Below are 26,933 nucleotides of genomic sequence, written 5' to 3'. Positions count from 1 at the left end.
CCTTCACTTCCCTCTGAAACCGATCCATGAGCGAACATAGCTTTATCGATAGCGAGCTTCTTTCCCGTCTTGGCTCCCTCCCCATTGAGTCCCGTGTGCCTATGATGGGAAATGTCGCGGGGAAGCACCGCTCACCTCACCGTGGTTCCTCGGTCGAATTCGCGGAATACCGGAAGTACGTCCCCGGGGATGACACCCGCCGGCTAGATTGGAAGGCATTCGCGCGCTCTGACCGATTTTATATCAAAGAGTTTGAGGCGGATACCAATCTACGCGCTTATTTTGTGATCGATGCCTCGGGATCGATGAATTTCCACAGTCCCGGCCAGGAGCCAAAAATCGAATACGCGCGAAAGATCGCAGCTTCTTTAGCCTACCTACTCGTCAATCAAGGCGATTCCGCAGGCCTTTCCATTTGCACGGATAAGCTGCATCTCGAGGTTCCGCCTTCGCGCCGCGCCGCCCATCTGGAGCGGTTTTTCTCCACGATCGAGGAAGTCCAGCCATCGGGGGAAACCGGTCTCATCCAGGCATTGCACACGATTGCGGAAAAAATCGGTCAACGCGCCTTCGTGGTAATCCTCTCGGACTTTTTCACAGATATCGCGGAGCTATCGGAAGCACTTCAACATCTGCGTTACCGCAAGCATGATATCTCACTATTTCACCTCATGGACCCTCAGGAAATCGGTTTTGATTTCGATAGACCCCACCGGTTTGTCGACCTGGAGGACGGCACTGCAATCGTCGCCGAGCCAAATCTCATAGCCGAGGAGTATCACAGCGCTCTGCGGGATTTTTTGAGAGGCGTTCGAGAAAAAGCCCATGATGCCTCCGCGGATTACCAGCTTGTTACCACGGATACACCCCTGGAGCCGCTCTTGCGCGAATTTCTTACCGCCCGCATCCCGAAAGCGAAGCACTAATGACCTTTCTATCTCCATTCCTTCTGTGGTTTCTCGTTGCGGCGAGCATTCCGGTGCTCATCCACCTACTTAATAAGAGGCGGCACAAGACCGTCCAGTGGGCAGCCATGCAGTTCCTGCTCAAAGCCACCCGTGAATCACGTGGAAAAAAGAAACTACGACATATTCTTATTCTCACATGCCGCGCGCTCGGGATTGCCGCACTGGTGATCGCGGCTTCCCGTCCCGTGGTTTCAGGATTATTGGGCTGGGGAGCTGGAAGCATTGATACAGTGATATTGGTATTGGATCGCAGTGCTTCCATGGAACTTCGCGCAAATGACGGTCAGGCAGCGAAACGTGATCTCGTTTTGCAAAAAGTCCGCGATGCCATGGAAGATCTCGGCAACCCACGGCTGATCCTCATCGACAGTGCCACGGGAAAAGCACAGGAAATTCCCTCCCCGGATGTCCTCGCCGAGATTTCCGCGACAGCACCCACCGATTCTTCCGCGGATTTCCCTGCTTTGATGTCTGCGGCGGTCGAGTATCTTTCCACCTCAAGTGGACGGGCAGAGATCTGGCTCGCATCCGATCTGCAGAGCTCCAACTGGTATCCCGAGGATGACCGATGGGCCGCTGTCCGTGCCGGCCTCCAGGCACTGCCCCAGTCACCTTCCGTGCGGGTGCTTTCACTTACAGGAAACACCGCCCCCAACGTCGCATTCCGCCTTCTCGGAAGCCGACGCACAACCGAGGCACTGGTATTGGACCTGGAGCTTCTCCGCTCGGAAGAAAGCAGAGGAGCACTCTCCCTACCGCTCAGTATCAGCCTGAACGGGGCCCGTAGTAGTGAGACGGTCAATCTGCCAGCCCAATCCCTCCGATTCCAGAAACGCATTCCCATTCCCGAAAGCAAGGATACGGGCTACGGTTGGCTATCGATTCCTGCGGACGGGAACTCACGCGACAATACTGTCTTCTTCGCCTTCGGGCCTGCCCGTCCGCTGAAATCCCTCATCGTCAGCTCCGCCGGTGAAGCGGCAGGTTACCTATCGCTTTCAGCCGCTCCACCGGGGTTTGAAAAACAGACCGCTGAAATTATCGATCCAGCCCGGTTTGCCGCCACCGCGATTACAGATGTCTCGATGATCTTTTGGGCGGCTCCGTTACCCGACGGTAAGAATGCGGATATTCTCGCAAATTTTCTATCTTCCGGCGGACAGGTAGTCTGCCTACCTGCTGCCGAATCGGGAACTTCCCGGGAATTTCTCGGAATGAAATGGGAACCGACCACCCTCGCCAAAGCGGGCAAATTCTACATACTCCAAGATTGGAACAAAACGGATGGACCGCTGCGTGATGGCCTGGATGGCACTCCTATTCCTGCTGAACGTTTGCGTGCCATCAAACGCGCTATCCCAGCCGGAGATGCAACTCCGCTGGCACGCTGGGAGGATGGCGAAGCTTTCCTGACTCGTAAAATCGTTGATCGAGGCACACTCTGGTTCTTGGGCTCCATCCCGGATTACACGTGGTCGAACCTAGGCGATGCGGATGTTTTGCTACCAGTTTCCCAACGTATCCTCGCCCAGGGAGCCAGCCGGTTCGATTCATCTTTTCTTGATACCGTCGGCTCTCCTAGCGCCAAGCCACAGGCTGGTGAAGCGAGAAGTCGCGTGGACGATTTCTCCACCTCGAATTCTCTCCACGAAGCTGGAGTTTTCCGCATTGGCAATCACCTCACCGCGATCAACCGTCCCCTTGAAGAGGATGATCTACAGATTATTAGCAAAGACAGTCTCGATACGGTTCTCGAAGGCACCAATTACCGGTTGCTCGATCAGGCCGGAAAATCCGGTGACCCATCACTTTCCACGGATATGTGGCGGTTTTTCCTGATTGCGGTTCTATTTTTTCTGATTGGCGAAGCCATTCTCTGTCTTCCGAAAAAGCAGAAAGCTCAGGTGCAGGTTACAAAGCCGACTTTTGGCCCGGCGAGCTGATCCGTTGCGGACGATAAACCCGGCGTAGCACGATCATTCAGGCAGTGAAGATGGAAACTCTCATTTTTTGATTTCCCAAGCTTTCCAATGGCTATCTATCGATTAGGTTTCGCTCTACAACATGATACCCGAAAGTCTTCAGATGTGGTTTACGTTCGCTCTTCTGGGCGTGGTCTTTTTGGTTTTTGTAAAAGAATGGCTGCCTACCGATCTCGTCGCCCTTGGCGGGATGTGTGTCCTGGCTATCGCCGGGGTGATCGATGAGAACGATATCGGCATCATTTTCAGTAATTCGGCGGTGATGACGATTGGTGCGATGTTTGTCATCGCGGAGGCATTGACCAGAACCGGTGCGATCGATGGCATCGCCAGTCGCTTTGAAAAGGCTGCTGGTAAGTCCTTATCCCGTGCAATGCTCATTCTAGCCCTTATCGTGATTCCACTTTCGGCGTTTATGAACAACACACCGGTGGTGATCGTTTTTCTACCCGTCGTGATTGCCTATGCGAGAAGCACGAGCGTTAAAGCGAGCAAGCTTCTGATTCCCCTATCTTTCCTGAGCATTCTAGGCGGGACAATCACACTGCTTGGAACGTCCACCAATCTACTGGTCGCAGGCCTGGCGAAAACACAGGGCCAACCGGCATTTGGTATTTTTGAGATCAGCGGCATGGGGCTGATTTATGCTGCCATCGGCACCCTTTACATGTTTTTTATTGGAAGGCATCTACTTCCAGAACGCGAAACCATAAGCAGCCTTCTGGATGCCGAAGACACACGGAAATTCGCGAGTGCGGTGGAAATACAATTAGGCTCCCCGCTTGTCGGTGAAAGGCTCATCGAAAATCCGCTCTTCTCCAACCGGAAAAACACTCTGGTCTATGAGGTGATCCGCCAAGGGAGACGGGTGGAGGACATCCCACTGGACGCTATTGTCTTAGAAGAACGCGATATTCTTTGGTTCAGAGCGACCTCCAAACAGCTTGCCGATATCCAATCCACCGAGGGAGTCACCATGATCCATAAGAAGGGAGATGGCGATGAGCCTGACAAAGAAAAAGGCTATGAGGTCAAAACCGTAGAAGCGATCATCGGACCGAAAAGCTCACTTGTTGGAAAAAGCGTTAAGGAATCCCACATTCGCAGACGTTATGGCATTGTGGTTGCAGCGGTGCACCGGAGCGGAGTGAATCTAGCGGAGGGGTATCAGGACGTGAAATTAGCCTTCGGCGATACCTTAATCTTGGAAGGACCCGTCTCCTCCCTCTCGCAGCTCAACAAAGAAGGCAATTTCCTCAGTCTGAACGAGACCCTTGTGGAAGCTAGGGTCAGATCCAAAATGTGGATTGCCGTTTCCGTGCTCGCGGCGGTTGTCACTATTGCCGCATTCGATATTTTACCTATCGGTGTAACGGCTCTGGCGGGTGCCGTTGCAGTGATATTCGCCGGTTGTTTAAAAATCAAGGACGCCTACCAAAGCATTGAGTGGAATGTGTTGTTCATGATCTACGGCATGTTGGGAATCGGAATGGCGATGGAGAAATCCGGCGGTGCGGAATGGATCGCCATGGGAGTGGTAAACACGATGGAAAGGCTCGGCCCGCTGGCAATTCTGGCCGCGGTTTATTTGCTGGTCTCCATATTGACCGAACTTGTCACGAACAATGCTGTCGCCATTCTTATGACTCCCATAGTTATTTCCATTGCGGAATCAATCGGTGCCGACGCCAGACCTTTTATTGTTGCAATCATGTTCGGTGCAAGCGCCAGCTTCATAACTCCAATAGGCTATCAAACCAACACGTATGTCTATGGGGCCGGAGGTTATCGCTTTGGGGACTTTCTGAAAATCGGCATCCCTCTCAATCTGATTTTGTGGGGCGCGGCGGTGATCTTTATTCCTTGGATCTGGCCATTCTAAGATCCGGAGTCCACAGAAAAGGCAGACTTTACTGTGGCTGCTGCTGGCGCTGTTGCATTTCCTGTTGTTGACGCATTTGCTCTTGCTGCTGGCGTTGTTGCATTTCCTGCTGTTGACGCATTTGCTCTTGCTGCTGGCGTTGTTGCATTTCCTGCTGCTGACGCATTTGCTCCTGCTGCTGGCGCTGTTGCATTTCTTGCTGTTGACGCATTTGCTCCTGCTGCTGGCGCTCTTGTATTTCCTGCTGTTGACGCATTTGCTCCTGCTGCTGGCGCTGTTGCATTTCTTGCTGTTGACGCATTTGCTCCTGCTGCTGGCGCTTTTGTATTTCCTGCTGTTGACGCATCTGTTGTTCCTGCCTCATGCGTGCCTGCTCTTGGAGTTCCTGTTGGCGGCGCTCCATCTGCTCTTGTTGTTGGCGCCTTGCATCTTCCTCACGGAGCCTTCTGGCCTCTTCCTGCTGACGTTGCATCTCCTGTTGCTGACGCTGCTGTTCTTCCTGGCGGATCCTCGCTTCTTCCTGCATCTGCTGTTGTTTGGCCTGCTCCTCCTGAGCTCTTCTAGCCTCCTCTTGCTGACGCTGCTGTTCCTCCTGGCGGATCCTCGCTTCTTCCTGCATCTGCTGTTGTTTGGCCTGCTCCTCCTGAGCTCTTCTAGCCTCCTCCTGCTGACGCTGCTGTTCCTCCTGGCGGATCCTCGCTTCTTCCTGCATCTGCTGTTGCTTGGCTTGCTCCTCCTGCGCTCTTTCAGCCTCTTTCTGCTGACGCTGCAAGTCCTGTTGCTGACGCTGCTCCTCTTCTTTGGCGCGCTTTTCAGCCTCTTGCTGCTGCATAACTCCAAGCTGTCTGCGTTGCTCTTCCGCTTCACGGGCTTTCGCCTGCTCGGCATCGCTGCGTGCCTCCTGCTCTCTTTTCTGCATTTCCGCTGCCTCGGCTAGACGCGAACGCTCCAGCTCTTCCTGATCCTTACGTTGCTTCTCCATTTGTCGGCGGGCCTCCACCTCGCTAGCTATTGCAGCCTCGTCAGATCCACGTTTTTCCTCAATCTCACGCTTCCTTCGCTTTTCAGCTTCGCCATCATCTTTCGGCCCAATCTGGCTTCCGGATCCAGCCGAAGGATCATTCTTTGTGGAATTATCAGCGCCTTTTGGCTCAGAAGATTCCGGTGTTGATGGGCGATTCGGACGCTCCGGACGGGCTGGCCGGTCTTTGGGAGTACTCACACCATCGGGCATTTTCGGCTCTTCCAACGAAGGAGATACTCCCGGAGGCAATTGGGCGGGATTAGGATCTGTTCCTTCCGGTTCCTGGGGCTTTTCCGCGCCTTCGGGAAGGTTCGTAGGAAGATTTCCTTTCGCCTCCTCCTCTTCCCCGGCCGGATTGGGAGCGTCTTTTCCTTCACGATTTTTCCTGTCTTTTCCAGGCCGATCGCGTGTGGGTCTTTCGGGCTGTTCCGGTTTTTCGGCTCCGGGGAGAACGGGCAAATCTGATGCCGGCCCGGTATCGCCACCGGGAACGCCGGGAGGCGCCGGAATCGCGGGAATTGGTTCACGGCCATCAGGTCGGTCTCCGGATCCCTTGGGATTGCGAGGCCTACTCGGCAATGTAGGGATTTCCCCTTCATTTCCTTTATCTTCGTTTTCAGCCCGGAGTTCGCGTTCGTGTCTGCCACCACGTCCTGGTCGTTCATTGCGGTTTTCCTCTTCGCGCACTTCTTCCAGTTTGCGACGGCGCAACTCTTCAAATTTTTCACGACTGCCAGCTCCGGCTACAATGCGCTCCGCCTCGCGGGATTCGTCCATGCGCCTTTTATGAAAATGCTCTCGGACATCTTTCGGAAGTTCATGCGAGCGCTCGGCTGAAACATCCCCCAATCTACGCCTTACCGTTTGAGGTCTGAGCGCCGAATTCCATTTCGCATCCATCCGTGGTGCGACTACTTCGAGATCCCGGCCATCGAAATGCGGCTGGAATCCTCTTCCACCATGGCGGAAGGAAGGACTTTGCTCCACTCTGAGCCGATGAATGGGAAACTTTCTACCTATCCGATCGCATACGGTCGTATAACGGGGGCCACCTACAAAGACGCGATTATTGGTTACCGTGTAGCGGGTAATATTCACCGTTCCCCGATAGATATCCACGTTCTGTTGAACTGGAACGCAATAAGGCTGAATATTGTTCCCGAAATTTCTGTAGGAGACGAAACTGAACCAATTGCTGCCAATTCCAAAGGTGACATCCACCGTGGAGTCCCAGGAGCGTCCTCTCCAGCCAAGCGTTTCAGGTGGGAGAGGCGCCCAGCCCACATAACCCGGGCTTTCTCTCCATGTGACCCATGCTGGTGCCCATTCGGAGCCCGGAACCCAGACCCAACCGACATTGCGCAGCAAAGCCCAGCGTCCGTAATGATAACACGCCCATCCAAAAGGCTCGCTGGATACCCATGTCCAGCCTTGTCCCGTCATCGCCCAGCGGCCGCGCGTATATGGCCGCCACGATGCATCCCGCACAATCGCGGGCTGATAGACGTATCCATAATCTGTGGTCTCAAACCATGATCCATAATTGGAAAGCGGTTCATAAAAATTCTCGAAATCCCCCGTCGGCGCTCCGTTGACGTAAATTTTTTCCGTTGGGATAGAATCAACCGGCTCTCTCCCGAGAAGTTCCAGTTCCCGGGTCTTGAGATCGTCCTCCAGTCCCGTGAGTTCCTCCTGCCGATCCTGTAGCTCTTCCTGTTTTTCGGATATTTTTGCCTCGCGAGCTGCGAGCTCCCGCTGTCTTTTCTCAAGCTCCGCCTCAGCAGCCGCATCCCTTTGGCTGCGCTCATCTTCCATTGCGATGCGCTTTTCCTCGATCAAAGATCTCTCACGTTCAATCGCCTCCAGCTCAGCTGCGATCCTCTGCTCGGCCAGTTCTGCCTCCAGTTGTTTCTGCCGGGAAGTTGCTTCGGCAGCCTTTTTTTCAAGCTGCATGAGCTTTTCTTCGAGCCCCGCATCAGAAGGTTTATCACACGAGACGAGGCCAAGAACGGCGCCTGCCGTAATTAGAGCAGAGATTGAGGTTTTCATGGAGCTGAGAGTTCGGGGTTTTCAAAAGTTTAGACTCAGCCCACGGAAATAGATTCAATCTTTTCTCTCAAATGAGAGAAAAAATCCTATCAATTCAAAGGTAGGACAAAATCGACATGGGTCGGGACACCGCCGGCGCCTTCGGCAACCACACGATTGATTCGAGTTCCCAGGACGGATTCCAAAGCACGTTGCTCCATCGCAATCGCTCTCGGAAACTGCTGGAAAATATGGCGAAGCGGATGGTGAAACTCCCTCAATGTGATCGTTCCCGCCTCGTCATCAATCATGCACCGCATGAAGAGTCCTTCCTTTTCGCGCAGCTTGGCAAGAGCCTTGGACTTTGCGCCGCGTCCACTCTCTTTGCTCAACCGCGCGAGCCACTGTTCTTCCTGGGTTTGAAAATGTTGGAAAAGCAATTTATCCGGCGCTGAATCGCCAAACATTTGTCTGACCTGCTCCAGAAGATCCACGGTGAACTCCACAGGAATCGAAGGGAAAAGGGCATCCGCCTTTTCTGACAAACGATAAAAAATCTCCGGCCTACCGATTTCCGTCCTTGGCACCCGGGAACGCTGCAGGTAGCCCAGCTTAGTCAGGTCTTCGCAATGCTGTTTTACCGTCATATAGCTCGTGCCAAGACGGCGGGACAACTCGCTGACTGCAAGCCCTCCGCAAATTTTCAGTTCCGAAAGTGTTGCGAGCCATTGCCGCTTGAGCAGATCGTTAAATACAGGTGTGAACATAGAGTTTTTCTATTCGCCGCAACTCGTGTGACGGTCTGCCAACTTAGGCGCAGTTTTTTACGTTGTCTAGAGGACGAATCTCAGAAAATCTAACAATTTTCATATCTTATGCAAAAATCGTCATACCGAGCTTTTCAAAGATGAAAAAAGGGCGACCGTTTCCGGCCGCCCTTTCATGGAATTTCCTGGAAGGGCTGCTAGATGAACTCGTTCACCAGATTTTCCAGCATCTCCTGGCGGCCGGACTCAAGAGTCGGCTCTCCATTTGAAAGCGCGTAATTGCTTACCTCTTCAAGAGAGATCGAGCGCTTGCCGATTTTTTCACCGATGCCGGAGTTCCAGCTCTTATAGCGGTTATCGACAAAGTCCTTCAAGCGGCCGTCCTCGCGGATTGCAGCCGCAATTTTAAGCCCCCTTGCAAAGGCGTCCATGCCACCGATATGGGCGTGGAAGAGATCGGATGGATCGTGGGACTCGCGGCGGCGTTTCGCATCGAAATTGAGACCACCGGTGGTAAGACCTCCCATTTCCAGGATTTTCAGCATGATCTCAGTGGTCAGATAAATATCAGTCGGGAATTGATCGGTATCCCAGCCAATGAGTTCATCCCCTTGGTTTGCATCGACTGATCCCAGAGCATTGGCGTCAATCGCAACGGTCATTTCATGAAGCATGGTGTGCCCGGCGAGAGTCGCGTGATTGGTCTCCAGATTCAGTTTGAAATGATCCATGAGATCATACTGCCGCAGGAAATTGAGACACGCCGCTGAATCGGAATCGTATTGATGGGTGGAAGGTTCACGCGGCTTCGGCTCGATGTAGAATTGTCCTTTGAAACCGATTTTTTTGCCGTAATCCACAGCGAGGTGCAAGAGGTTGGCGAGGTTGTCCAACTCAAGCTTCATATTGGTGTTGAGCAAGGTTGCATAGCCTTCGCGGCCACCCCAGAAGGTGTAACCCTCTCCACCTAGTTTCAATGTATTATCCATCGCTGCTTTCACCTGTGCTGCACCATAGGCGAAGACATCCGCGCTCGGAGAAGTGCCGGCACCTTGCGCATAGCGTGGGTGAGAAAAAAGGCAAGCGGTGCCCCAGAGGAGCTTTTTGCCATGTTCCTTCTGAAGGTCGAGAAGATGATCTGTCACCTTTTCCAATGCTGCATTGGACTTGGAGAGATCATTCAGCTCTGGCGCGATGTCGCGATCGTGCCAGCAATAGTAATCGATACCTGTTTTGTTGAGGAATTCAAAAAAAACGTCCGCACGTTTGAGGGCGTTATCCAAGGAGTCCGATTGATCATCCCACGGCATCAATGCAGTAGGACCACCGAATGGGTCTGAGAGCCCATTGCGCATCACATGCCAGTATGCGGCTGCAAAACGGCAGTGATCCCGCATGGATTTACCAGCTACGAGCTCATCCGGGTTATACTGCTTGAAGGCGAAAGGATTTTTGGACTTCGGGCCTTCGTATTCAATTTTTGGGATATCGGGAAAATACGACATGGGTAGGGTTTATTTGGTGAAAATGAGGGCGGCAAGATTGAAAATTGTCGATTTAAGGGACGCGAGGTTGATTCAGCGAAAAATCCCTACTAGAAAGACTTCCGTGAGCCGCCCAGTGGATTCAGTAATCGATTTTTTGGAAGCCGAACAGGCCCGGGGACGGAGTCATGTGTTTTTGGATGAAGAAGCCAGGGAATGTTTGCGGGAGCTTTATAAAAAATCCCGGCATCCTGTTAAAGCAGAGCGTGTCGCGCCCTCAGCGAAAACGAATGGATCCATGACTCCGGCAGCGTCGCCTGAGGTTGTGCCACCAAGTGCACCCGCCAGCGCCATCATCATCCCTGGCAGCAAAATCGAGCAGCTTTCAAATCTGCGGCAGCAGGCGGAACGGTGGGCTCCCGCCCGCGCATTGGGGTCGCTCCGTGAGACGATGGTTTTTGCTACGGGAAATCCCGATGCAAGGATTATGCTTGTGGGCGAGGCCCCCGGCTACAACGAGGAGAAAGAAACCGAGCCCTTCGTCGGCCCCGCGGGTAAGAAGCTCAACGATATCCTGAAAGCAATGGGTATCAAACGGGAGGATGTCTACATTTCAAATCTGGTCAAATTCCGCCCGTCAATGCCTCGGCAAACGACCAATAATCGCAAGCCAACCCCCGAGGAAATGGCTGCCTGCCTACCATTGGTGATGGCGGAAATATCGGTGGTGAAGCCGGAAATCATCATAGCGCTTGGCGGGACAGCCGCCGAGGGCCTGATCGGACTACAAGGCTCTGTGGGATCCATGAGAGGCAAATGGCATGAAGTCTCCGGGGTGCCCACGCGTGTAACCTACCACCCAAGCTATCTGCTCCAAAGCGGTGCATCGAACCAAATCAAGCGCTCGCTCTGGGAAGACATGCTCGCCGCGATGGAAAAACTGGAAATGCCGATTTCCGAAAAACAGAGATCCTTTTTCAAACCGAAAGCTTAGGCAATGCTCAGTCTGATCGTCCTGCCCATCCTGCCATCCGTCTGCCATTCGCGGCGCGGATCACACACCCTCCTCGCCCAATACCTGCATGGGCCGGGGCATTTTCTTCCTACGGAGGCCGAATTGCCGGACCGCATGACGCTGTAAATGCGCTTTTGCTTCCTCCACGCTATCCGTGAAGAAAATAAGATCGGGATCCTGCGGGCTAATGGTTCCCTCCTCTGCCATCTTATAGACAAAATCCATGAGCGGCTGCCAGAAATCCTTCCCCATGAGGATAATCGGGAAATTCTTGAGCTTGCCGGTTTGGATTAGAGTCATGGTCTCGAACATCTCATCCAAAGTCCCCGCACCGCCAGGCATCACGATGAATGCGTAGGAATACTTCACTAGCATGGTTTTCCGTGTGAAGAAGTAGCGCATGTCCACGGACTTGTGAACGTATGGGTTAACATCCTGCTCGAAGGGCAAAATGATGTTTACTCCGATGGAGCGGCCACCGGCTTCGTAAGCGCCCTGGTTTCCAGCCTGCATGATTCCGGGTCCACCGCCGGTCAGGACGGTAAAACCTAGCTCTGCACACGCCTCCCCCATCTCACGCGCCAGTTCATACCAGCGCGTCCCCGGACGGGTGCGGGCAGAACCGAATATGGTCACACACGGACCTACAAAATGAAGAATGCGGTAAGCCCGTATTAAATCCAGGCATACCCGGAAAAGCGAAAGCAAATCGATGATACGGGATCGCGGTCCCGCCAGCCAGGAGCGCTCCTCTGTCTCCAACTCGAATATCTCCTGCTGCCGGATCTCGTCCTCCGTGATATTATGCTCTTTGGTTACCTCAGGACAATCGGGGCAATTTTTTTTCAAACTCATTGTTGGTATCAAACACGTATGGGATTGCTTTAAAAAGAACTTCTGCCGGGCGCCGGTAAAAATTCTCCGGCCTTTCTTCCCGCAAAATAAACACAAAAAAACGGGCGATTGCCCGTTTTTGCAAAGTTGGATGGCTTTAAGGTAATTCGTGACCAGACGGGAGCTTTCCGGCTCCCAAAACCACCTGGGAAACTCTGGGAATCCTCTATTCGGCAGTCTGAAAACTCGCGTCAAATCGCGACTCAACCTCAACAATAGCCAGCACTTGAAAGTATCACTGTTTTACCCTAGCCAATGCAGCCGTTTTGACGCGGGCGGGAGCTGCCTTCGCAGCCTCTTCACCGACTCTTTTAAGGAGCGCGATCAAAGATGCATTGATGAAATATTCTTTAAGAAGAGCCTCGCGGGTTTCGCCGTTTTTGGTTTTGTGGACAATTTTCATAAGATGTGTTTTTAGGTTCGGAAAGTTTATCGCAGTTCCTGAGCCACATGATCGGGTCCCTCGGATTTTCCCTGCTTACAAATATAGAGCGAAGCATTCCAAATCATTTATCTTAGAAAAATTTATTTTTCATTCACAGGGGTTCCAGCGATGTTCGCTTCACTCGGATCAGCTCGGGAAATGCTTGGTTTTCGGGGATCACCGCCGGCCTGGTAGAGTGGAATCGTTTCCGAAAATTTGATCCACGTTCGCTTCTTTGACTTGCGGGCGGGTGAAGCTGCCAGCCATCAAACTCTTCTACCAAACGTCAGCTGAGTCCCCTTCGTTGATTCCCCTGGGGGTAGGAAAACATCGTTTTTCCCCAACTAGGTTCCCCAGTATGCACGGCGTTCTTGCATTTTTCATCCCTCCAGACTCCAGAATCCACACAGGATAATCGCTGTCCCGCAGAAGCATTCGTTTTTGGAATTTTGGATTTTGAAATCGGGATTTTCAGTGCAGCCTCCGAGCCATGTCGAAACGGACTGGAATTTTATTAGTGGTCTCTGGACCTTCTGGATCAGGGAAAACCACGCTCTGCCGCCGTCTAGCGGATGAGCAAGAGGCTCGTTACTCCATATCCTGCACCACCCGCGCACCTCGTCCGGGAGAAGTCGACGGGAGAGATTATCACTTTCTCACCCAGGCACAGTTTGTCGAGAAGCGGACGGCCGGTGATTTTCTTGAAAGTGCGGAAGTCCACGGAAATCTGTATGGCACCTTGAAGTCAGAGGTCACCGGTCTATTGGAACGAGGCACGGATGTGGTGATGGATCTGGATGTCCAGGGGGCCGCCCAGGTTCGCGCTTGTGAGGATCCAGAGATCCGGCAGGCGGCTGTTGATCTCTTCGTGATGCCGGAGGATGAATCGGAGCTTCTCACCCGCCTTTCCGGGCGCGGCACTGACAGTGAAGAAGTCATCTCTCTGCGCATGAAAAATGCTCTCGAGGAAATCAGCCACTGGCCGCTCTACACCTACCGGTTACTCTCGCGTAGCCAGGAAGAGGACTACACACGCTTCAAGGCCCTGGTCTTTGCCGAGAGGCTCCGGGTAAATCGCCAGATAAACCTCTGAGCGTGATTCATCCAAATACAAAAATCCTCCGACGGATATGCCGGAGGATTTTTTTAAATGCGAGGTTTCCCGGAAGTCGAATTCCGAAGGCGCCGCTATGAGAGAATCTCTTTGATCACCTTTCCGTGAACATCTGTGAGACGGAAATGCCGTCCCTGATACTTATAGGTGAGATGCTCGTGATTGATTCCGAGAAGGTGCATCAGGGTCGCATGGAAATCGTGAACATGAACGGGATCCTTCTCGATATTGTAGCAATACTCGTCGGTAATACCGTGGGTATAACCGGGCTTGGTGCCACCGCCCGCCATCCACATCGTGAAGCAGCGCGGATGGTGATCCCGACCAAAACTATTTTCCGTCATTTTGCCCTGGCAGTAGTTGGTGCGGCCAAATTCTCCCCCCCAGACAACCAGGGTGTCTTCCAACATCCCGCGCTGCTTGAGGTCCTTGATTAGTGCGGCCGAAGCTTGATCGGTGAGTTTACACTGGGTTTTGATCGCTCCAGGCAGGCCGGCATGTGCGTCCCAGTCACGATGGAAAAGCTGAATAAAGCGCACATCCTTTTCGGCAAGACGCCGTGCCATCAAGCAGTTGTAGGCGTAGGTCCCGGGGATTTTCACGTCATCTCCATACATCTTGAGAACAGATTTCGGCTCATCACTCATATCCGTCACATCAGGGACGGAGCTCTGCATGCGGTAGGCCATTTCATATTGGGCGATCTGGTTTTCGAGCACCGGATCCGCGGATTGCGCAAGCTGCAGCTCGTGCAGCTCCTCAAGAGCTTTAATCACTTTTCCCCGTCCTTCCCGGCTAACTCCTTCAGGACTATTCAGGTATAGCACGGCATCCTTACTAGGTGTGAAGAGCACGCCATCATGTTTTCCCGGTAAGAATCCACTTCCCCAGTAACGGGAGGTGATCGGCTGGCCACCACCCTCCTTGGTTACCAAAACCACATAGGCGGGCAGATTCTCGTTGATTGAGCCCAACCCATAGGAACCCCATGAGCCAAAGGTCGGCCGCCCCGGAAATTGGGAACCGGTTTGCATCATGGTAACACCGGGGCCGTGATTGATTGCCTCGGTATACATTGTTTTGATGATACAAAGCTCGTCCGCCACGCTCGCCGTATGTGGCAGGAGCTCGCTGAATGTAGCTCCGCTTTCTCCGTGTTGGGAAAACTCGAAAGGAGAGCCCGCCAACGGAAAGCTTGCCTGGTTTGTGGACATTCCGGTTAGGCGCTGCCCCTTCCGGACGGATTCCGGTAGCTCTTGCCCGTGTTCTTTATTCAGGCGGGGCTTGTGATCGAAGAGGTCCATCTGTGATGGCCCTCCAGATTGGAAGAGATAAATGACACGTTTCGCTTTAGGGGCGAACTCGGGAAACATTCTCATCCCCGGCATAGCGGGAGCATTGGCTCCAAGAGCTGGCTGGATCATGTCTGCGAGAGCCAAGCCTCCCAGCCCCATTCCAAAGGATTTCAGGAAGTTTCTACGGCTTTGTCCGATAGGATTTTCGAAGCCGGTGCAAAGTGGATTTTTCATCGTTGGTATAGGGATTCGTCGAAGTTGATAAGGGTGTTGATCACTACCGTGGCAGCAGCGAGATCGGGCTGTGAAAGTTCCGGTGAAACCGGTGCCTCTCCTGTCGTGAGCAAACCTTCCGTGCTCTTCGGATTTGCCGAAAACTCCTCGAGCTGCTCGTCATAGAGCCGGTTGAGGATTTTAACCTCCTGATCGATAGGCTTGCGGCTGGTCAGGATAACAAAGGCATCACTGATCAGGGCCTCCCGATCTTTACCGTGATGTTTGAGAAGCTGCGCTGCCAGGACTCTGGAGGCTTCCACGAACTGCGGCCCGTTGAGAGTTACCAGGCTTTGCAAGGGTGAAACCGTCGCCGCACGTTTGAGGCTGCAGACATCCCTCTTAGGTGCATCGAATGTCACAAGGATCGGTGCCGGCGCATTACGCTTCCATAGCGTATAGAGACTACGGCGATATAGCCCGTCACCCTTATCCGGTTTCTGGGGATCAAATGAGACCGCGAGCTCGTAAGGTTTTACCGGAGGTCCACCCACTTTATCGACCAGCAGGCCGCTTACAGCCAGGGCATTGTCACGAATCATTTCTCCGGTGAGGCGTTGCGCATTGCTCCGGCAGAAAAATTCGTTCTCCGGATCGCGCTCCCGGGTCTCCTCGTCGACCAGAGTGCTCTGGCGATAGGTGGATGATAGAACCATCTGGCGGAGCAGGTGGTGCACATCCCATCCGTGGGATATAAAATCACGGGCAAGCCAGTCCAACAATTCGGGATGTGTCGGGAGACTGCCCTGGCTACCGAAGTCCTCGGAGGTTTTGACGATCCCGTTGCCGAAGATCATCTGCCAGTAGCGGTTTACCGTCACTCTTGCCGTCAGAGGATGCGCAGGATCCAGGAGCCAATTTGCGAGACCCAGTCGATTCTGGGGTTGGTCCTTCGGAAATGGTGGGAGAGCGGACGGAGTGTTCGCCGTTACCGGTTCGCCATGATTATCATACACTCCCCGCTCAAGAATGAATGCGGGCTTTGGCTCCGGGAGCTCTCTCATGACGGTCACCGCAGGGCGGGCGTCTGCAATCTCGTTTACATGATTGCGCGCTTCATACAATTGCTTCCGGAGTTTTACCGCAGGCGTGTAGATCGCGGAGAAGAAGTAATCGAAACCAGCGGATTCATCGACCTTTGCGACTTCCGCCAACTCTTGCTGAAGATACAAGGCCCGTGCTTCCAGCGGACTAATCGTCCTTTCGTAAAAGTGGAAATCATCCATTTCGCCATTGATGAATCCACGATCCCGGAATCGTTCCCCAAGGGCGATGCCCTGGCGTTTGCCGGTCCAGATATGGGTTTGGCCGGCAAGATTGTCTTTCAAAACCTCTAGTTCCATTGGCTCACCGTTGAGAAAAATTTTCAATCCGGAAGCTTTACTAGACCCATCGTAGGTCACCGTCAGATGTTGCCACTCTCCGGCTTTGATAGCTTGCTTTGCTTGCACGCGCATACCGTTGCCAGGCCAGAAATGAATCACTGAGGCGGTGGGCTTTCCGTCCAAGAGAAGGAACTCATAGCCTATGCTGGCAGCATCATCCGCACCACCGGTCCGGCCGAATAGATTCTCACGTGCGGAAATCTGCTTTGGCTTCACCCAGGCGGATCCGGAGAAAGGATGCGCTCGGGTGAAATGTCCCACATCCTTGATCTCGGTCATGTCATCGCCAGTGAAGCGGATCGCGTTTCCATTGACTCCCGGCACCAGAACATTTGCCGACGGGGTTTTCACCGGAGCATCTGGCGCCACATCGTTGACGAGGTGATTATCCTTTAGCTCATCAAATGAGAGCTTTGCGATCAGACCGGGAGATTCGCCGAACTCACCCTTCGCCGACCATTCGGCAAACGCAGCAGCCGTTTCAGAGGACTCACGCATGTTGAGCAGCTGTGTCTCAAGCTCGGTGACTCTCTCCTCGCCCGCAGCGATTTGAGCATCAATTTCCGGCGTAGAAATCGGCATGCTCGGGCTTGGAGAAGCATCACTGAAGTAAGAGATGAGTCCTGTCTCGTCAATATTGGCAAAAAACGAGCCCAGGGAGTAGTAATCCTTGGTAGGCAGAGGATCGTATTTATGATCATGGCAACGGCAGCACTCCATGGTCAGACCAAGAAAGGCATAGCTGAAGGTATTTATGCGATCCGCGATGTATTCCATCCGGTATTCCTCAAGCACGATGCCACCTTCCATCTCATGGCCATGCAAACGGTTGAATGCGGTGGGAAGGATGGTCTCCGGTGAAGCATCTGGAAGAAGATCCCCGGCGAGTTGCAAAGTGATAAACTCGTCATAGGGCATATTCTTCTGAAACGAATCGATAACCCAATCCCGCCACGGCCAGACGAATCTTTCGCGATCGCGCTGATAACCGTAGGAATCCGAGTAACGGGCCACATCAAGCCACTCGCTGGTCATCCGCTCCGCATACGCGGAACTATTCAGCAAACGGTCTGTAACTTTTTCGTAGGCATCCGGCGAGTCATCGGAGAGGAATCCGGCGATATCTTCGGGCGATGGCGGCAGACCGGTCAGATCGAAATACACACGGCGAAGCCACTTCTCGCGGGGCGATTCCGGCGCGGGCGTCACCTTGTTCTCCTTGAAGCCAGCCTCTATAAATCGGTCGATCTCATTGCGTGCCCAATCCGATTCCGCCGCAGGAACAGGAATTTCCGCAGGAAGCTCCTTGAGTGACCAATGTTTGTCAAACTGTGCCCCCTGCTTGATCCATTCATCGATAATGTCCTTCTCAGCATCGCTGAGCCTGAGATTGGAATCAGCGGGAGGCATGATTTCATCGTCATGCTCGGAGCGGATCAGATGGTGGACCTCACTGTTCTCCAGATCGCCCGGGACGATCCCGAAATAGCCGCCCAGGTCTTCGATCGCATGCTCACGGGTATCCAGCCGGAAATCAGATTTCTGATTCTCGGCATCCGGTCCGTGGCATTTGAAACAGCGATCCGAAAGGATGGGCCGGATATCACGATTGAAAGAAATTTCCTTTGCGCCAGCTTGCGCCGAAAGCGCCGCAGCGGAGAGGGAAAGTATATGGAAAATGGAGTTTTTCATCATCGGATTGTTGTTGAGAATAGCACCGATGAAGAATGCGCACTAGATCACATTCGGATGTTTTTGGTATGATTTGACCGCCTAGCGGAATTGAGCGCGATATTCTCGCGGAGTGATTCCTGTGACCTTTTTAAAGCGTTTCCCAAGATGGCTTTGGTCTGAAAATCCACATTCTGTCGCGATTTCGGATATCGCTTTCTCGCTGGTTACCAGAAGCTTTTGCGCTGCCTGTATCCTCAGACGGAGCTGGTATTCAGTTGGCGGCATCTTCAATATCTCCTGGAATCTTGCGTTGAAGCGAGTCATCGAAAGCTTTGCCATTTCGGCCATTTTACCCATCGAGATAGGATCGGTATAATGTTCTTCGATATAGTTGATCACTGGAAGAAGCTCCCGAAAATACGCCAATTTCTCCTTCGGGGTCGAAACCGGATACATTGCACCGACCGTCCCGATCACATTCCCGGAAGGATCAAAAAGCGGAGATTTTGTGGAGGCATACCATCGCGGCATTCCGTTGATTTGAGGCACGAGCCAAATTTGGCTGGCGATTGTCTCGCCAAATTCCATGACGCGTTTGTCCTCCGCATGATAGGCGTCCGCCAACGTTGGAGGCTGAAATTCGGAATCGGTGTGGCCGAGGAGATCTTCGAGTTTTTTTCCGTTGAAGACATGCTTCAGGACCTGGTTATTTGCTCCGATATATCGGTGCTCCACATCTTTCGCGTGGAAAAATATATTGGGCAGATGGTCAAAGAGTGAAAACAAACTCCGCACCGAGGGCTGGAGCGCGAAAAAAGCTTCCTGGAAAGCCTGGCCATACGTTGGCTTTTCTCCATCAGCTACTGATTTACTGCTTATGTGTTCGGGCTTCATTTGATCCACTGACAGAGGTTTCAACCAATTGGACTTTGGAACGGCTCACTCACTGAATCCAATCAGGAAAGCTCTTCGGCCGGATATGTCCAGATTTCCGCCAAAGTGGGATGATAATGCGGAATGGCTGCGAAGTCTTTTATACAAATGCCGCCATGTATCGCCACCTGTATCTCGTGAATAAGCTCAATCACATGCGGTCCCACAGCAGATGCGGATAGAATACGCCCGGAGTTTTTCTCCACGATCAGCTTCACGAAACCATCCGTTTCATTGAGGATTTCCGACTTTCCATGATCGGAAAAGCAATACATCGCTGTCTGGGTATCGAGGCTTTTATCCTCAATCTCTTTCTTCCGCATTCCCGCACGAGCACATTCGGGATGGGTGAAAATACCAAATAACTCAAAGTCGGAAATTCCGCTGCGGCTGATCTCTTCGTCGATGACTCCCGTCTCGATCGCAATTTGCTTCGCGACTGCTTCTCCTTGAATGACTGCTTCATGAACCACCGGAAGCTCGGAGCTGGAATCCCCGATCGCAAAGATCCTATTATTGGAAGTTTGCATGTGGAAGTTCGTCTTCACGCGTGATTTCTCTGTCTCCACATTCGCATTTGCCAGGCACAAGCCATCGGTCGCAGGTTTTCTCCCTGCGGCGATTAGAAGATGACTTCCACGGATTTCTTTAGTGACTCCGTTCTGTTCTATTTCAAGAAGCACATCCCCGTTTTCCTCCCGAACGCTTTTCGCTTTTGAGTTACAACAAACCTCTATGCCCCTCTTCTTACTGATTTCCGTGATGGTATCCCCAATGTCTTCATCAAAATCCGTCAGCAGGCATCCGCTTCTCTGAACGATGGTTACCTTTGACCCGAGCCCCTCAAAGCAATGGGCCATTTCGCATCCGATGGCACCTCCTCCGATCACAATGAGATGCTCCGGTAATTCCCTTGTGTCCAACGCATCCTTGCTTAGCCAGTAATCGATTTTTTCCAAGCCGTCGATTTCGGGGACAGATGGCACCGAGCCCGTAGCCACGATGGAATAATCGCACTCCAGTTCCAACTCCTCGTCACCCTTCACATGAAGCACGGTTCCTGTCCGATAAGTGGCCTGGCCACGTATGAGATCAAACTTCCCGTTCCTTAGCTGATCCTCGCGATATTCCTGGAAATTTCCAATAAGGCGTTCTTTCCGGTCCTGAACCTCATTCATCGAGATGGTGGGACCGCTCACATGAATTCCAAATTCCGCGGCAGAGCGGATTTCCCGCATCCGGTTTGCAGACTCGATGATTGCTTTGCTCGGCATGCACCCGCGGAGAATACACAAGCCACCTAGTTTCTCCGCTTTTTCGACGATTGCGGTCTTTATCCCATATTCCCCCAGCTTCGCTGCTGCTGCATAGCCTCCGCTCCCTCCTCCGATCACAACTACCTGATACTTCAATCTTTTCATGGCAATCAACCATCGCAGATCCGGTGCCATCCGCCAGTTGAACAAAACCGCTCCAATCTTCTCCCGATGATTGCAAAATGCACCCCCGGAAACTTCCCCACATGCATTCCGCACAAGGAGGTGAGAGTTTTTCCCGTAAAAATCCACGCAATCACCACAGCTGTCGTCTGGCATGAGCCATGCGAATAGAGCCTCATCTCTTCTCTCAACTCCTATGAAACTGTTTTTAAAAATCTGCCTGCTTGCTGTTCCTCCCCTACTTTTGATCTCTTGTGCTTCGCAGAAAAACCCGCCCGCCACTGTCAGTAGCTTTGATAAGACTCGCTACGCCGGTGAATGGCACGAGATCGCCCGTCTTCCGAATCGGTTTGAGAAAGATGTCGTCGCAGCAAAAGCCACCTACGGGATAAACCCGGATGGTTCTGTCAGCGTCCTGAATGAAGGCATGAAATCAGACGGAACTATGACGAAGATCCGCGGAACCGCGCGTCCCAACAGCTCAGGCAAAGCAGGGCAGCTGAAAGTCCGTTTCGATGAATTTCCTGCCAATCTCTTCGCCGGGGACTATTGGGTGCTGAAGGTAAACGATTCCTACACACGCGCTTTAGTTGCATCTCCGGATAAAAAATTCCTCTGGTTGCTCTCCAAAGACCCCGACGACAAAGCCCCGGATTTCACCTCATATATCGCTCACGCTGAAGCTCAAGGCTTCAACACCGGCGGGCTGTTCTTCAATCCGCACCGGATCACCGAGTAATTACGCATATGCTCTATGAAATCGTCATCAACCGCGAATCGGGATCGGGTATATTCAAGGATCCAGCCCAACAGAAACGGTTGAGCCAGATCTTTTCCGAACATGGTCACGAAGCGGATATCAGCGTTGTGGCGCCGGGTGATCTGGAAGCAACCCTGAAAGAAAAATCAGAGTCAGCAGGACATGCGCTGATTGTAGGCGGCGGTGACGGAACGATCACCAGCGCGGCATCGATTCTGCACGGCAAAACGAAGGCATTGGGTGTTCTCCCGCTGGGCACTTTCAACCTGGAAGCCCGCGATCTGAAGATCGACCTGGATCCCTTCAAAGCTGCGGAACAGCTGATCAGTGCTGAAGTAAAGGCGATCGACCTCATGTCGGTGAACGGAGAATTTTGTCTCTGCGCAACCGTCATCGGCTTCTATCCCACCTTGGCCAAGGCCAGAGACAGCTTTCATGGTAGGTCCTGGTGGACAAAGTCGATCCGTATCGTCCGGGAAATCGCCACCGTCGCCGTCCGAGCTCCAGCTCTGGATCTGAAACTCACCAGCCGGAGCGGAACCGTGCATCGAAAAACCCGTCTCGCCGCCTTTGCTCCCGGACATTATCGCGAAAACATCGGTTTGATACCAGATCGAGACAGCCTGGCCAGCGGGGAACTCAGCGCCTATGTTTCAGCCCATCTCACGCGGCTTGAGATGCTCAGCGCCGCGCTCGGATACCTGTCCGGGAACCTTTTTGATACAGAAGGGATGACCCGGATCGAGACCGACGAAATTACGATCAATGTCCGCGGAAAAAGAAAGATCCCGGCGATGATCGATGGCGAGATCGTCAGCATGTCTCTGCCCTGCCAGTTGAAAATTCACCCTAAAGCCCTCAACGTTCTTTCTCCCCAATAAAACTCCACCCGAATGTCTTTTCGCCTTCTTCACTTTTCCGATCCACATTTCGGCGCATTCAATCCCCAGCTATCAAGGGAGGCTGTGGAAATCGCCCGGGAGATAGCGCCGGATATGACTTTTGTTTCCGGAGATTTTTCGATGCGTGGAAGGAAATTCGAATTTGTGCTGGCCAAGGAATGGCTTTCACGCCTGCCGCAGCCGATGCTTTCCTGTCCTGGAAATCACGATGTCCCGGGGCTCAATCATATTGTCGATCGCTTTTTCTCACCCTTCCGCCGATATCGGAAATATATTTCAGAAATCGAAGAACCGACAGCAAAGCTCGGCACCGTCGGCGCCATCTGCACCGCAAATTCCTCCACTCCATTCGGTTTGCATCTCGATTGGTCACGCGGATTTCTTAGCCCGATCCAGCTTCATGCGATGAACGAGTTCTTCTCCGGATTGCCGGCGGACCAGCTACGAATCTTCGGGATTCATCATCCATTGCTCGGATCAGGAACAAAGGAACGGGCATTGGTTTCTCCGATGCCACTGGTGAAAAAATCACTGGTTTCAGCGAATGTCGACCTAGTTCTCACCGGGCATTTCCACCAATCCCGTATCGGCCTTTTCCCGGAGGAAAAAGCGGATCCCGAAAAGCAAGGGCATCAGGTGATCGTCTCTCAAGCTCCCTCGATTTGCTCGACCCGATTGAAGGGAGAACCAAATGGCTTCCACCTACTCACCCTGGATCACAACCGAATAGAGATCGAGCTCTGGCGATGGTCCCTGGAGCGCTTCCTTCCAGAAAGGAGCCGCATATTTGAGAAGGAAAACGGGCTTTGGAAGAGTGTGTCACCATCGGCCTAGCGCATGAGCCGGAACGTCAGGTTCACTCTCGGTTGATCTATCCTGGTCGTTTTTGGCAGCTGATGCACCCAGTTTTCCTGGGTGGTTCCTCGCATGTCCAAAAGACCACCATCCTCCAGAAACAGACTGACAGTTTCCTTGCTCCGCTTGTGCTTGAAGGAAAATTTCCTCCGCGCTCCGAAGCTGAGGGAAGCAATCGAGCTGCCGGCAATAATCGAGCTTTCATTATCGCTGTGCCAGCCCATTCCCTCGGCTCCCGTATGATAAAGGTTGAGGAGGCAGGAATTGTATTTTCCACCGGTCAATACCTCCGCCTTCTCTTTGAGGAATAGTAATTCGGGGCTCAAAGGATGTGCGGTCTTCGTCGTTCCGGAATAGGTATAGAAGGTGAAATCATCGGAAAACCACGCCGTTTTTCGCGCCGTGACAAGGTGCTTTCCGAACATCACCACTTCGTCATTCCGCCACGGAACACGATTCAGGAAATACTCCATGCAACGCTCAATTTCAACCGGGCTGAAAACCACGCCATGATAATAGGCTTCCCCATCGTAAGGGAGGAGGTTTTCAGTGGGATCCGGAAAAAACAGCTCCATCGGAATCAATCATTATGCCTCCAATGCCTTTACCTGCTCCGCATCACCGGCCGATGCCGATCCGGCCTTCCGGGCCTTTTCCACTAGCATCGCGATCGCTCCAAAAATGATGAAGACCAGCATGGTGGCATAAAAAAGCCAGATGGTGCCCTTCCCTGCGGTAAATCCGTAATTGTGCAATCCCACTCCCAGGAAATTCACGTGCCACCAGGAAAACGCCACAACGCAGGCGGTGAACAATGAAGCAAGGTGAAGCCCCCAATCCTTGATCAATCCACCAAGACGGGCGTGTAGAATCGCAAGCGTCCACAAAACGATCATCAGCGCTCCGTTTTCCTTGGGATCCCAGCCCCAGAAGCGACCCCATGAGTAGTTGGCCCAAATACCGCCAAGAACCGTTCCGACCAGTGAAAGGAAAACCGTCAGACAGATGCAGCCATAAACAGCCTTGGTAAGCGCCCGCCTGAAATCCTTGTTCTCTCCGTCCAAATTCAATCCCCTCACCAGCACATAACCACACGACAGCATCGCTGCGAGTAACCCGGCCGAGTAGCCAAGTGAGATCGTGATCACATGGGTCGCCAGCCAGAAATTGGAATCCAGCACGGCCACCAAAGGATCCATATGGTCGCCGGCGTCACCCACCTCATAGCGGCGGGCGAGAATGATCAAAGCGGTGCCTAAAATAGGGGCAAGACCCAAGGCGAAGCGCCTCCTCGTCATCCATTCTACAAGTAAGGAGAAGATCACACCCGCGGTAGCAATGAAAATCACCGTATCATAGAGATTCCCGACCGGTGGACGCTGCATGATCATACAACGGATTACGATCGCCGTAACACAGTATCCCGCGCCAATCGCGGAGAAACCGAGAGTAACCCATGAGAAAGCTTTCCCTGCTTTTGTTTGTCCGAAAGCCCACATTGCCAGGGCACAAATCGCCCCGATGAGAAAGAAGATCAGCGCATTGAGGAAGTAGTCCTTCTTGAAATACGAAACCTCCGTATCAATATGTTTCAGCTCGCCACGGGATTGCGCCCGCTTCTCCACCCGGTCCTTGAACTCATTGAGATGCTTGCGGAATTCCTTTTCGCCGGAGGCAACCGAACGCACCGCAGTTTCAAGAGATTTTATATCGTCGATGGCGAGTTCCGGATCTTTGGACTCCATCGTCATCACGCTCATGATCGCATTGCCGGCAGACAGCCAGTCCTCATCGGTCGAGCTCTTTGGAGGGAGAATAAAAAGCCCGAATTTGGAAAAATTGGCACCATCCAAGACTTGCTGAAGCAGTAACTGCAGGCGCTCATCGATATTGCGACCCTCTTGCTGCGTGCGGGAAATCTCGTTTCTCAGCTGGGGTGCTGTCGTCATTACCGCGCTGAAATCCGCACGCCGATCTTCACCAGCCTTTCCTCCGGAGCCATGTAACGTGATGCCGGAGCGTGCAAAGCCGAAATAGGCCAGCAGACTCTCGTAATTGCGGAAATTGTAAGCTAGATCGATGGTCTGTTGCTGAACCGGATCACGATCGTTCTTTTCGATCGGTTCGTAGGATTTTGCCAGCTCGATAAGCTTGTCCCGGCCAGGCTCGATCTCACTGTAGCTATACCGATCCCGGCGGCCCTTTACTTTTACATCAATCGCCTCAAGGACCTTCGAGTTATCCACGCGAAAGGTCGGCATATCGATCGCCAGCTCAGGGCGAAACAACGAATCCATGAGCCATTCCGTGGGTTTGATTTTGAAAATCTCCCCGTTCTCGCCCTCGATCTTCATCGACCTCGCACCATGTAGGCCGAGCATCTTGAAACCTGCATAAGTGGAAAAAGGTTTGATCCGCCCTCCATCCTGCAGTGGCAGGGATTCCATGACCTCTACCGTCTCTGTTTCCCACGGGGAATAGCCTTTGACCTTCTGCACCTCCCCCTTCGGCATATTGTCGATCAGCAGGTTGGCGAAGACTACGCCCAACGCGCCAAGCGCCAGCACGGCAACGATCCATCTGCCAATTCTTGATTGATTACGCTTCATTTTTTCGCTTTCTGGAGGCAGCGCCAAGATGGCCGCCGAGTTTGGTTAAAAAGGTGACGAGCATGCCAAAGGCAACAACGTAGAGACTATATTCCGGCCATTTGTCGGCAGGGTTTTTCACGACCTCGAAAACGGAATACATCCGGTCTCCCGACCCAGCGCCCGGCGGGCCATAACTCGCCTGGAAGAAGGTAAAACCTTCGTATCGCATCGGCTCGTTCATCTGGATTCTCACTTTGGATTCCTGGCCGTTCTCCACACGCCTGATATCGCTGACGAACTTTGCCGGCCGCGAAGTGCCCGGATGGAAAGTCGCATCGAACTTATCAAGCTTCACCTCAAAGGGCATAATCCACAGCCGCTTACGCATATCGATCGTAAAGATCCGGTCGTCAGCGCGAATGGTGAAGGGATAAAAGCTCGCTCCCGCCACAATGAAGGGATCCGTCTTTTTTCCATCGGGAAAAATAGCGCGTGCATATGCGCCGGCAAAATTTGTCTCCGCGTTTACTTCACTAGGCTTTTCCGCGAGATAGTAATTATCCGCAACATATTCACCGAGAGCCGGAGGGCGTTCGAATTGGTTCACCGGCTGGGCATTTTTGAGATAATTGGAAACTTCCAGGGAAAACGGGATACCCTCAAACTCGAAGGTGCGGGTCTTCCCATCCACCAGATCGGTCAGATAGTTCCCGCGAATGACATGAAAAAGCTCACGTTTGCCGTCTTTCACCTCACTGACTTCCACGACAAACTCGAAATAATCTTCTGCCGCGTTACTGGTCTCTCCTTCGCCGACAGCCATATTCCCGCGATCGGAAAAGTGATGAGCCACTCCGCCACCCAGCAGCATGAATACGATGCCGAAATGCGATATCAAATTGCCGTAATGCTTCGGCCCTTTACGGATCCGGATAATACCTCCGAGCGTCATATTGATCAGCAATACGGCCGAGACATAATATCCTCCCGGGAGAATGACCGGAAGCTTCTTGCCGTTGATTTCCGGGATAAAAAACAGCGATTTCCAGCTGAAATACTTATTCAGTGTGGGATACAGTCCGTGATCGATTTGCTCAAGCGTGGCTAGCCAGGTAAGCACCAAAAGCAAAAGAAGGGTGACGGTCGCCAATGGGAAGCCGGAGAGAAAATCGTAAACCTTTCCGAAAACAGATTTCTGTTTCCGAGAGACGGTCGTAGTTTGTTTTTGTTCCATTTTAAATATT

General features: G+C 52.7%; 20 protein-coding genes. 8 read left to right on the top strand and 12 right to left on the bottom strand.

Annotated elements, in window-relative coordinates; genetic code table 11:
- The first annotated feature begins 26 nt into the window (after positions 1-26).
- The 3 genes from ACFSSA_RS13210 (at position 27) to ACFSSA_RS13200 (ending at position 4,832) form a co-directional block, all read left to right on the top strand.
- Positions 27-926 (top strand): DUF58 domain-containing protein, encoded by a 900-nt coding sequence (locus ACFSSA_RS13210; RefSeq protein ID WP_386820973.1) that lies wholly within the window; start codon positions 27-29, stop codon positions 924-926.
- On the top strand, positions 926-2,911 hold the full coding sequence (locus tag ACFSSA_RS13205) for a vWA domain-containing protein (RefSeq protein ID WP_386820971.1): 1,986 nt from the start codon (positions 926-928) through the stop codon (positions 2,909-2,911). Before ACFSSA_RS13210 ends, ACFSSA_RS13205 begins: the two co-directional genes overlap by 1 nt.
- A 121-nt stretch (positions 2,912-3,032) precedes the next feature.
- Entirely contained in the window at positions 3,033-4,832 is a 1,800-nt protein-coding gene (locus ACFSSA_RS13200) for an SLC13 family permease (RefSeq protein WP_386820970.1), read from the top strand.
- A gap of 28 nt (positions 4,833-4,860) precedes the next feature.
- Here the strand turns inward: ACFSSA_RS13200 and ACFSSA_RS13195 are convergent, their stop codons facing one another.
- From ACFSSA_RS13195 to xylA, 3 genes are all read right to left on the bottom strand, one after another.
- Positions 4,861-7,905 carry a DUF6600 domain-containing protein gene (locus ACFSSA_RS13195; RefSeq protein ID WP_386820969.1) on the bottom strand — a complete coding sequence of 1,015 codons (3,045 nt, stop codon included), beginning with the start codon at positions 7,903-7,905 and terminating at the stop codon, positions 4,861-4,863.
- 89 nt (positions 7,906-7,994) lie between these two features.
- Positions 7,995-8,651 (bottom strand): helix-turn-helix transcriptional regulator, encoded by a 657-nt coding sequence (locus ACFSSA_RS13190; protein ID WP_386820968.1) that lies wholly within the window; start codon positions 8,649-8,651, stop codon positions 7,995-7,997.
- A 197-nt stretch (positions 8,652-8,848) separates the two neighbouring features.
- Complete coding sequence (gene xylA / locus ACFSSA_RS13185) at positions 8,849-10,156, bottom strand: xylose isomerase (protein WP_386820966.1); 1,308 nt, start codon at positions 10,154-10,156, stop codon at positions 8,849-8,851.
- 115 nt (positions 10,157-10,271) lie between these two features.
- Between xylA and ACFSSA_RS13180 the strand changes: the two genes are divergently transcribed.
- The gene (locus ACFSSA_RS13180) at positions 10,272-11,129 is read left to right on the top strand and encodes a uracil-DNA glycosylase (RefSeq protein WP_386820965.1); all 858 of its coding nucleotides are present in this window, start codon (positions 10,272-10,274) and stop codon (positions 11,127-11,129) included.
- 60 nt (positions 11,130-11,189) lie between these two features.
- Here the strand turns inward: ACFSSA_RS13180 and ACFSSA_RS13175 are convergent, their stop codons facing one another.
- The gene (locus ACFSSA_RS13175; RefSeq protein WP_386820964.1) at positions 11,190-12,005 is read right to left on the bottom strand and encodes an LOG family protein; all 816 of its coding nucleotides are present in this window, start codon (positions 12,003-12,005) and stop codon (positions 11,190-11,192) included.
- Between the two features lie 274 nt (positions 12,006-12,279).
- Positions 12,280-12,447: a hypothetical protein gene (locus ACFSSA_RS13170; protein WP_386820963.1), complete on the bottom strand. Its 168-nt coding sequence runs from the start codon at positions 12,445-12,447 to the stop codon at positions 12,280-12,282.
- 511 nt (positions 12,448-12,958) lie between these two features.
- Here ACFSSA_RS13170 and gmk point away from each other — a divergent pair.
- Positions 12,959-13,561, top strand: a complete 603-nt coding sequence (gene gmk, locus ACFSSA_RS13165; RefSeq protein WP_386820962.1) for a guanylate kinase — start codon at positions 12,959-12,961, stop codon at positions 13,559-13,561.
- A 95-nt stretch (positions 13,562-13,656) separates the two neighbouring features.
- Here gmk and ACFSSA_RS13160 read toward each other — a convergent pair whose 3' ends face one another.
- The 4 genes from ACFSSA_RS13160 to ACFSSA_RS13145 form a co-directional block, all read right to left on the bottom strand.
- Entirely contained in the window at positions 13,657-15,111 is a 1,455-nt protein-coding gene (locus ACFSSA_RS13160; RefSeq protein WP_386820961.1) for a DUF1501 domain-containing protein, read from the bottom strand.
- Positions 15,108-18,230, bottom strand: coding sequence for a DUF1553 domain-containing protein (locus ACFSSA_RS13155; RefSeq protein WP_386820960.1), 3,123 nt, complete (start codon positions 18,228-18,230; stop codon positions 15,108-15,110). Before ACFSSA_RS13155 ends, ACFSSA_RS13160 begins: the two co-directional genes overlap by 4 nt.
- A 78-nt stretch (positions 18,231-18,308) precedes the next feature.
- A complete protein-coding gene (locus tag ACFSSA_RS13150) occupies positions 18,309-19,103 on the bottom strand; it encodes an AraC family transcriptional regulator (RefSeq protein WP_386820959.1) in 795 nt (264 codons plus the stop codon).
- A gap of 62 nt (positions 19,104-19,165) precedes the next feature.
- The gene (locus ACFSSA_RS13145; protein ID WP_386820957.1) at positions 19,166-20,737 is read right to left on the bottom strand and encodes a dihydrolipoyl dehydrogenase family protein; all 1,572 of its coding nucleotides are present in this window, start codon (positions 20,735-20,737) and stop codon (positions 19,166-19,168) included.
- Between the two features lie 40 nt (positions 20,738-20,777).
- Here ACFSSA_RS13145 and ACFSSA_RS13140 point away from each other — a divergent pair, with 40 nt between their 5' ends.
- Genes ACFSSA_RS13140 through ACFSSA_RS13130 form a run of 3 tightly spaced genes read left to right on the top strand, consistent with a single transcriptional unit; the run spans position 20,778 to position 23,077 of the window.
- A complete protein-coding gene (locus ACFSSA_RS13140; RefSeq protein WP_386820956.1) occupies positions 20,778-21,320 on the top strand; it encodes a lipocalin family protein in 543 nt (180 codons plus the stop codon).
- 8 nt (positions 21,321-21,328) lie between these two features.
- On the top strand, positions 21,329-22,222 hold the full coding sequence (locus ACFSSA_RS13135) for a diacylglycerol/lipid kinase family protein (RefSeq protein ID WP_386820955.1): 894 nt from the start codon (positions 21,329-21,331) through the stop codon (positions 22,220-22,222).
- Between the two features lie 12 nt (positions 22,223-22,234).
- Positions 22,235-23,077 carry a metallophosphoesterase family protein gene (locus ACFSSA_RS13130; RefSeq protein ID WP_386820954.1) on the top strand — a complete coding sequence of 281 codons (843 nt, stop codon included), beginning with the start codon at positions 22,235-22,237 and terminating at the stop codon, positions 23,075-23,077.
- Here the strand turns inward: ACFSSA_RS13130 and ACFSSA_RS13125 are convergent.
- The 3 genes from ACFSSA_RS13125 to ACFSSA_RS13115 are packed head-to-tail and all read right to left on the bottom strand — an operon-like array spanning position 23,074 to position 26,923.
- Entirely contained in the window at positions 23,074-23,673 is a 600-nt protein-coding gene (locus ACFSSA_RS13125) for an alpha-ketoglutarate-dependent dioxygenase AlkB family protein (protein ID WP_386820953.1), read from the bottom strand. The genes ACFSSA_RS13130 and ACFSSA_RS13125 overlap by 4 nt on opposite strands.
- Before the next feature lie 12 nt (positions 23,674-23,685).
- Positions 23,686-25,707, bottom strand: a complete 2,022-nt coding sequence (locus ACFSSA_RS13120) for a cytochrome c biogenesis protein (RefSeq protein ID WP_386820952.1) — start codon at positions 25,705-25,707, stop codon at positions 23,686-23,688.
- The gene (locus ACFSSA_RS13115; protein ID WP_386820951.1) at positions 25,697-26,923 is read right to left on the bottom strand and encodes a cytochrome c biogenesis ResB family protein; all 1,227 of its coding nucleotides are present in this window, start codon (positions 26,921-26,923) and stop codon (positions 25,697-25,699) included. The genes ACFSSA_RS13120 and ACFSSA_RS13115 overlap by 11 nt, the downstream gene beginning before the upstream one ends.
- Between the last annotated feature and the right edge of the window lie 10 nt (positions 26,924-26,933).

The sequence above is a fragment of the Luteolibacter algae genome, assembly GCF_042683045.1.
GTDB lineage: Bacteria > Verrucomicrobiota > Verrucomicrobiia > Verrucomicrobiales > Akkermansiaceae > Luteolibacter > Luteolibacter algae.
Note: the sequence above shows the minus strand (reverse complement) of the source record. Positions and strands in the feature narration are given on the sequence as shown.

Coding starts and splice junctions, on each gene's coding strand:
- ACFSSA_RS13145 (WP_386820957.1), bottom strand. CDS start 20,737: ATGCCAGACGACAGCTGTGGTGATTGCGTGGATTTTTACGGGAAAAAC.
- xylA (WP_386820966.1), bottom strand. CDS start 10,156: ATGTCGTATTTTCCCGATATCCCAAAAATTGAATACGAAGGCCCGAAG.
- ACFSSA_RS13115 (WP_386820951.1), bottom strand. CDS start 26,923: ATGGAACAAAAACAAACTACGACCGTCTCTCGGAAACAGAAATCTGTT.
- ACFSSA_RS13150 (WP_386820959.1), bottom strand. CDS start 19,103: ATGAAGCCCGAACACATAAGCAGTAAATCAGTAGCTGATGGAGAAAAG.
- ACFSSA_RS13135 (WP_386820955.1), top strand. CDS start 21,329: ATGCTCTATGAAATCGTCATCAACCGCGAATCGGGATCGGGTATATTC.
- ACFSSA_RS13160 (WP_386820961.1), bottom strand. CDS start 15,111: ATGAAAAATCCACTTTGCACCGGCTTCGAAAATCCTATCGGACAAAGC.
- ACFSSA_RS13190 (WP_386820968.1), bottom strand. CDS start 8,651: ATGTTCACACCTGTATTTAACGATCTGCTCAAGCGGCAATGGCTCGCA.
- ACFSSA_RS13155 (WP_386820960.1), bottom strand. CDS start 18,230: ATGATGAAAAACTCCATTTTCCATATACTTTCCCTCTCCGCTGCGGCG.
- ACFSSA_RS13175 (WP_386820964.1), bottom strand. CDS start 12,005: ATGAGTTTGAAAAAAAATTGCCCCGATTGTCCTGAGGTAACCAAAGAG.
- gmk (WP_386820962.1), top strand. CDS start 12,959: ATGTCGAAACGGACTGGAATTTTATTAGTGGTCTCTGGACCTTCTGGA.
- ACFSSA_RS13195 (WP_386820969.1), bottom strand. CDS start 7,905: ATGAAAACCTCAATCTCTGCTCTAATTACGGCAGGCGCCGTTCTTGGC.
- ACFSSA_RS13140 (WP_386820956.1), top strand. CDS start 20,778: ATGAAACTGTTTTTAAAAATCTGCCTGCTTGCTGTTCCTCCCCTACTT.
- ACFSSA_RS13205 (WP_386820971.1), top strand. CDS start 926: ATGACCTTTCTATCTCCATTCCTTCTGTGGTTTCTCGTTGCGGCGAGC.
- ACFSSA_RS13200 (WP_386820970.1), top strand. CDS start 3,033: ATGATACCCGAAAGTCTTCAGATGTGGTTTACGTTCGCTCTTCTGGGC.
- ACFSSA_RS13130 (WP_386820954.1), top strand. CDS start 22,235: ATGTCTTTTCGCCTTCTTCACTTTTCCGATCCACATTTCGGCGCATTC.
- ACFSSA_RS13125 (WP_386820953.1), bottom strand. CDS start 23,673: ATGGAGCTGTTTTTTCCGGATCCCACTGAAAACCTCCTCCCTTACGAT.
- ACFSSA_RS13170 (WP_386820963.1), bottom strand. CDS start 12,447: ATGAAAATTGTCCACAAAACCAAAAACGGCGAAACCCGCGAGGCTCTT.
- ACFSSA_RS13210 (WP_386820973.1), top strand. CDS start 27: ATGAGCGAACATAGCTTTATCGATAGCGAGCTTCTTTCCCGTCTTGGC.
- ACFSSA_RS13120 (WP_386820952.1), bottom strand. CDS start 25,707: ATGAAGCGTAATCAATCAAGAATTGGCAGATGGATCGTTGCCGTGCTG.